Source organism: Cupriavidus sp. 8B (assembly GCF_054589115.1).
The window spans coordinates 23,807-29,522 of the sequence record NZ_BAAILO010000065.1; the positions used below are offsets into that span (position 1 = coordinate 23,807).

The 5,716-nt window shown below is 64.9% G+C and carries 7 protein-coding genes and 1 pseudogene; 4 read left to right on the top strand and 4 right to left on the bottom strand.

All coding sequences use genetic code 11. The features are described from left to right. Positions 1–181: pseudogene (locus ACYP5B_RS06415) on the bottom strand (4Fe-4S dicluster domain-containing protein); the annotation flags it as partial. 193 nt (positions 182–374) lie between these two features. Here ACYP5B_RS06415 and msuE point away from each other — a divergent pair. From msuE to ACYP5B_RS06430, 3 genes are all read left to right on the top strand, one after another. Continuing rightward, positions 375–938 (top strand): FMN reductase, encoded by a 564-nt coding sequence (gene msuE / locus ACYP5B_RS06420; protein WP_318236891.1) that lies wholly within the window; start codon positions 375–377, stop codon positions 936–938. Positions 939–1,089: 151 nt separating this feature from the next. Further along, complete coding sequence (locus tag ACYP5B_RS06425; protein WP_318236890.1) at positions 1,090–2,121, top strand: isocitrate/isopropylmalate dehydrogenase family protein; 1,032 nt, start codon at positions 1,090–1,092, stop codon at positions 2,119–2,121. Between the two features lie 90 nt (positions 2,122–2,211). Next, the gene (locus ACYP5B_RS06430; protein ID WP_459568999.1) at positions 2,212–2,334 is read left to right on the top strand and encodes a hypothetical protein; all 123 of its coding nucleotides are present in this window, start codon (positions 2,212–2,214) and stop codon (positions 2,332–2,334) included. A gap of 21 nt (positions 2,335–2,355) precedes the next feature. Here the strand turns inward: ACYP5B_RS06430 and ACYP5B_RS06435 are convergent, their stop codons facing one another. Both ACYP5B_RS06435 and ACYP5B_RS06440 read right to left on the bottom strand, forming a co-directional pair. Then, positions 2,356–2,991, bottom strand: coding sequence for a 3-oxoacid CoA-transferase subunit B (locus tag ACYP5B_RS06435; protein ID WP_400102989.1), 636 nt, complete (start codon positions 2,989–2,991; stop codon positions 2,356–2,358). Next, positions 2,988–3,680, bottom strand: coding sequence for a 3-oxoacid CoA-transferase subunit A (locus tag ACYP5B_RS06440; RefSeq protein WP_459569002.1), 693 nt, complete (start codon positions 3,678–3,680; stop codon positions 2,988–2,990). Before ACYP5B_RS06440 ends, ACYP5B_RS06435 begins: the two co-directional genes overlap by 4 nt. A 140-nt stretch (positions 3,681–3,820) precedes the next feature. Here ACYP5B_RS06440 and ACYP5B_RS06445 point away from each other — a divergent pair, with 140 nt between their 5' ends. Then, complete coding sequence (locus ACYP5B_RS06445; RefSeq protein WP_318236887.1) at positions 3,821–4,735, top strand: LysR family transcriptional regulator; 915 nt, start codon at positions 3,821–3,823, stop codon at positions 4,733–4,735. Between the two features lie 52 nt (positions 4,736–4,787). On the opposite strand, the gene ACYP5B_RS06450 is transcribed toward ACYP5B_RS06445, so the two are convergent. Beyond that, complete coding sequence (locus ACYP5B_RS06450; RefSeq protein ID WP_400102991.1) at positions 4,788–5,192, bottom strand: ProQ/FinO family protein; 405 nt, start codon at positions 5,190–5,192, stop codon at positions 4,788–4,790. Positions 5,193–5,716 lie beyond the last annotated feature (524 nt).

Genomic DNA, 5,716 nt, shown 5'->3' on the forward strand with positions numbered 1-5,716 from the left:
GATCGACACCCAGGAGGTCAACGAACCAAAAGCGCTCGCGCAGCAGGTAAGGAATCTCCACCCTGACTGCCCCCGTCGGACAATCCTTCTCGCAAGGCATGCAGTACCAGCATTCATCGAACCGCATATAGGCCTTGCCCTTGGTCAGGTCGATGGCCAGCAGGTCCATCGGGCAGACGTCCGTGCCGCAGGGCACGAATGATTCCGTCTATGCAACTGAGGATTTCGCCACGCGCGCCATGGCGGCCACGCGTTTATACATAGTTGAAATTCGTCGTTCGGCGGACCGTGCGGCTGCGTTATGGTGAGGAACTTGCAAGCGGCCGCCGTGAACAATGGCGAGGGCGGCCTTCAATCCAAAGGAGGTTTCCCCCATGGCTACACCGCTGAACGTGGTTGCCGTCAACGGCAGCGCACAGCAGCCTTCGCGCACGCTGGCGCTGGTGCAGGCGTTGCTTGACGAACTGGCGGGCAGGTTGCTGTTGCAGACCCGGATCGTCAACCTCGGCGATATCGCCCGCCCGCTAGGCGCGGCGCTGTCGCGCGCCGAACTGCCCGCGGAGATTGAAGGCGAGATCGCCGCGATCGAGTCCGCCGATCTGCTGGTGGTGGCGGCGCCGGTCTACCGCGGGTCCTATCCCGGCCATTTCAAGCATCTCTTCGACCTGGTCGGGCAGGACGCGCTGATCGACAAGCCGGTGCTGCTGGCGGCAACCGGCGGCAGCGACCGGCACGCGCTGGTGCTGGAGCATCAGCTGCGGCCCCTGTTCGGCTTCCTGCAGGCGCTGACGCTGCCGATCGGCGTGTATGGCAGCCCGGGAGACTTCCAGAACTACCAGGTCAGCAGCGCGGCGCTGGCCGAGCGCATCCGGCTGGCAGCGGACCGCGCGGCGCCGTTGTTCGGCGCGAGCCGGTTGCCGCTGCAGCGCGCTGCCTGACGACAGGCGGCATAGGCTATAGCTCGTTTCCACAAGATTCCCTTCCGGCCCTGCGGTCCTGCTGGGCTGGCATGATCCGCGCTAGACAGAAATGCGCCCGCGTTGCATGCTCTGCGAACGCGGACATTCAACCTGTCGAGAGGAATCGCATATGGAACAACGAGCACCCAATCAGATCCCCGCCACCCTGATCCCCGGCGACGGCATCGGCCCGGAAGTGGTGCAAGCCACCGTCAAGGTGCTGGACGCGCTGGGCGCGCCGTTTTCCTGGGACGTACAGCAGGCTGGCATGGCGGGCATCGACCAGGGCGGCGATCCGCTGCCGGAGGCCACCCTCGAGAGCATCCGCCGCACCGGCCTGGCGCTCAAGGGCCCGCTGACCACGCCGGTGGGCGGCGGCTTCCGCTCGGTCAACGTGCGGCTGCGCGAAGCCTTCAACCTCTTCGCCAACGTACGGCCCGCGCGCACGCTGGTGCCGGGCCGCTTCGAGGATATCGACCTGGTGCTGGTGCGCGAGAACGTGGGCGGCTTCTACGTGGCGCACGACTACTACATCGCTGTGGGCGATGACCCGCACGCGGTGGCCGTGTCCACCGGCACCAATACGCGCGACGCCTGCCGGCGCATTGCCCGCTTTGCGTTTGAGTACGCGGTCAAGAACCAGCGCAAGAAGATCACCGTGGTGCACAAGGCCAATATCCTGAAGGCGCTGACCGGCATCTTCCTGGAAGCGGCGCGCGAGGTGGCGCAGGACTATGCGGGCCGCGTGGAGATGGACGATCGCATCGTCGATGCCTGCGCCATGCAGCTCGTGCTCAATCCCTGGCAGTTCGACATGCTGCTTTGTACTAACCTGTTCGGCGACATCCTGTCCGACCAGATCGCCGGCCTGGTAGGCGGGCTGGGCATGGCGCCGGGCGCCAATATCGGCGAGACCGCCGCCATCTTCGAGGCGGTGCACGGCTCGGCGCCGGATATCGCCGGCAAGGGCATCGCCAACCCGATCTCGCTGATGCTGGCGGCCGGCCTGATGCTCGAGCATGTGGGCCGCCAGGACCTGGCGGTGCGGCTGCGCCAGGCGATCGACCTGGCGCTCAACCAGGACCACGTGAAGACCGGCGACCTCAAAGGCTCGGCTTCGACCCTGCAGTTTGCCGAGGCGGTGATCAAGCGGCTGGGGTAACCGCGCGGCGAGCGTCCCGGCCACGCGCCGGGCAGCGTACTGCTACCCCTGCCATCCCTGCCATCCCCCGCAGCGGCAGGGCAGGCCGATGTGTCGTCCCACGTGTTCGGCGGGGCGCGCCATGAGACGTTGAACGAGACCAACCGCGAGGAAGTGGTCGCGGTGTTCATCGCGTGGATCGAGCGGGTGGTGTCCAGTCAGCTGATCCGCTGATCCGCTGATCCGCTGATGGCGCTAGGCTAGCAGCCGCGCCTCGGTCAGCGCCTGCAACTCGCCAAGGGTGATGCCCTCGGCCATGGCCTCCACCAGCAAGCCGTCGGGCGTGACGCGCATCACCGCCAGGTCGGTATAGATGCGGCTGACCACGCCGCGCGCCGTCAAAGGCAGCGTGCAGCGGTGCAACAGGCGCGGGCGAGCGTCGCGCGTGGTGTGTTCCATCAGCACCCAGACCTCGCGCGCGCCGAAGGCCAGCTCCATGGCGCCGCCCACCGCGGGCGGCGTGTTCGGGTCGCCGCGGCTCCAGTTGGCCAGGTCGCCGTTCTCCGCCACTTCGTAGGCGCCAAGGATGGCGAGGTCCAGGTGGCCGCCGCGCATCATCGCGAAGCTCAGCGCGGAATCGAAGATGGCCGCGCCGGGCTGCAGCGTCACCGGCTGCTTGCTGGCATTGATCAAGTCCGGGTTCTCCTGTCCCAGTGGCGGGCGTGGCCCGAGATGCAGGATGCCGTTTTCGCTATGCAGGAAGACCTCGCGCTCCCGCGGGATCATGTCGCCGACCAGCGTCGGCAGGCCGATGCCCAGGTTGACGTAGGCGCCTGGCCGGATGTCCTGCGCCGCGCGCCGGGCAATCTGCTCCCTGTCCCATCGCTTCATGACTGGCTCCCGGCTTGCTGGCTGTTGGCTTTGGCGGTGACGACGCGGTGGACAAAGATGCCGGGCGTCACGATATGTTCGGGGTTCATCGCGCCGGCCTCGACCATGGCATCCACCTCGGCCACCACCACGCTCGCCGCCGTGGCCATGATGGGGTTGAAGTTGCGGCCTGCCAGGTGATAGTCCAGGTTGCCCAGGCGGTCCGCGTGACGTCCGCGAATCAGCGCAAAATCCGCATGCAGCGGCAGCTCCAGCACGTGCAGTACGCCGTTGATCTCGCGCGTGTCCTTGCCTTCGGCAAGGATCGTCCCGGCCGTGATGGGGCAGTAGAACCCGCCCAGCCCGGCCCCGGCGCAGCGGATGCGTTCCACCAGCGTGCCTTGCGCCACCAGTTCCAGCTCGACCTCGCCGCGCCGGTAGGCGTCGCGGAACACCGTGGCGCCCGCCGTCAGCGGATAGGAGCACACCAGCTTGCGCATGCGCCCGGCTTCGATCAGGCTCGCCACGCCTTCGCCGTCGTAGCCAGCGTTGTTGGAGATCACGGTGAGATCCCGCGCGCCATGCGCCAGCACCGCGGCGATCAGGCCGTCGGGCAGGCCTGCGCTGCCGAAGCCGCCCACCATCACGGTGGCCCCGTCGCACAGGTCGGCGATGGCCTCGCCGCAGCTTGCTATCCGTTTGTTGACCAATCCCATGCCCGACTAGCTCCCGATGCGTGCCGCGGCGTCGCCGCTAGGCCATGCATCATGCGGCGTAGGGTTCGATAGGTTCAAGTGCGAAAAGCTTAATTTTTGATAAGCTGTGCTTATATTGAACGCCGAGCATCCCGATGAACCTCGAACTCCGACACTACCGATACTTCACAGCGCTGGCCGAGGAGCTGCACTTTGGCCGCGCGGCGGAGCGCCTGGGCATTTCGCAGCCGGCGCTGAGCCAGCAGTTCCGGTGGATCGAGCAGGAGGCGGGCGCGCCGCTGCTCTCGCGCAGCAAGCGCCGGATTGCGCTGACGGAGGTCGGCGCTGTCTTCTACGAGGAGGCGATGAGCGTGCTGCGCCAAGTGCAGCACGCGGGGCTGGTCACAGCAAGCGCCAGCCGTGGTGATCTCGGCAGCGCTGCCATCGGGTATGTGGCGTCGGCCGCGCTGTCGGGCTTGCTGCCAAGGCTCATCTATGGTTTTCGCCAGGATCATCCGGCCGTGCGGCTCGCCATGCGCGAGATGGACATGCCGGCCCAGCTCGATGCGGTGGCACGCGGCGAACTCGATATCGGCTTTCTCCGGCCACCGCTGCGGTCCTTGCCTGAAGGGCTGGCCTTGTTCGACATCGCGTCCGAAGCCGTCGTGGTGGCCTTGCACGCCACCCATGCGCTGGCTGGCCGCGCACGCGTCGACGTGGCCATGCTGCGCGACGAGACCTTTATCTGCACGCATACCGAGCACGGTACCGGCTTCTACGCCATCACGCTCGCCATTTGCGGCAATGCCGGCTTCCAGCCGCGCGTGGAGGCCTTGTCGACCCAGATGGCCACCATCATCAGCATGGTGGCGGCCGGGTTTGGCGTGGCGCTGATCCCTGCCTCGATGCGCGCGTTCGCGCCGCCCGACGTAGTATTCAAGCCGCTGGCCCGCAACGACGTGGCGTCGCAACTGGCCGTGGTCCATCGCAAGAACGAGCGCTCGCCCACGGTGCTGCGGCTGATCGAGCGTTGCCGCGAGGGAAAGGGGAAAGAGCGGCAGCCAAAGTGAATCGTGCGGTAAGCCTTATGCCTGTCCGTATCTGCCGCGCCACCGCCACCGCTTACTTCTTGAAGCGAGTCGCTTCCGCTTGTGTGACAGAGCCCGCTTCGGCTCCGTTGAGATCTACCCGCGCGGCCCCTTCGGTGAGACATGCCTTGTAGCGGGTGCCGCGGCACCAGGTCTTGATGGCTTCGCGCAACTCCGCCTCTTGCAAGCCCAGCTCGCTAGCGTAGCCAAGCAGGTCGTCAAAGATGCCGACTTTCAACGCTCTCTTCGGCGCAGGGTTCTTGGGGAAGGCGAGGGGGAAGCGCTTCTGAAGCCGCCCGATGTTCCGTACAACAGGATCCACCGGTTTCGACTGGGCCGCCTGCGCGGATGGGCGGGGGCGTGAAGGCTTGACCGCCGGCTTAGGTTTGGCCTGTTGCGCCAACTGCGCTTTCAGGGCAGCAAGTTGTTCGAATCCCATAGTGTTCTGTTGTGAAGAGGTGAGGAGTAAACGCGAATTTTAGCGGAAGCTGGTCAGCCCCGAGGTTTGATGCTCGATTGTGCGTCGAGAGGCGCTTTCGCCGTGCCGTCGAAATTTTCCAGAAAAGACTTGCCAGCGCCGTGCCGACAGCATAGTATTCGCCCCCTTCCGCAGTACAACGCTTAACTGCAAGGCAGATTGGCGAAGGTTGCGGGGGGTTAGCTGGAAAGGTGAGAAAAGCACATAGCGAATCTGGCCTGAGCAAGAAAAGATTAAAAAAGTATTGATGAAACGCAGATAATTCTTTATAGTCTCGTTTCTCTGCTGCAGCAAACGCGGCGACGCGGCAAGCAAAGCGAATCGCGGAAAGTTCTTTAACAAACAAACAACCGATAAGTGTGGGCGCTTGATAGCGGATGCGAAAGACCTCGGTCTTTTAGCTTACAAGTTATAAAGTGCTCGCACAGTAAAACATGTTGGTTATGTCTTCGGACATAGCCAGTCAGTTTTCTGAGAGTGAGCGA

Excerpts from the sequence above, each read along its gene's own strand:
- ACYP5B_RS06450 (WP_400102991.1), bottom strand. The coding sequence starts at position 5,192 with ATGGGATTCGAACAACTTGCTGCCCTGAAAGCGCAGTTGGCGCAACAG.
- ACYP5B_RS06425 (WP_318236890.1), top strand. The coding sequence starts at position 1,090 with ATGGAACAACGAGCACCCAATCAGATCCCCGCCACCCTGATCCCCGGC.
- msuE (WP_318236891.1), top strand. The coding sequence starts at position 375 with ATGGCTACACCGCTGAACGTGGTTGCCGTCAACGGCAGCGCACAGCAG.
- ACYP5B_RS06445 (WP_318236887.1), top strand. The coding sequence starts at position 3,821 with ATGAACCTCGAACTCCGACACTACCGATACTTCACAGCGCTGGCCGAG.
- ACYP5B_RS06435 (WP_400102989.1), bottom strand. The coding sequence starts at position 2,991 with ATGAAGCGATGGGACAGGGAGCAGATTGCCCGGCGCGCGGCGCAGGAC.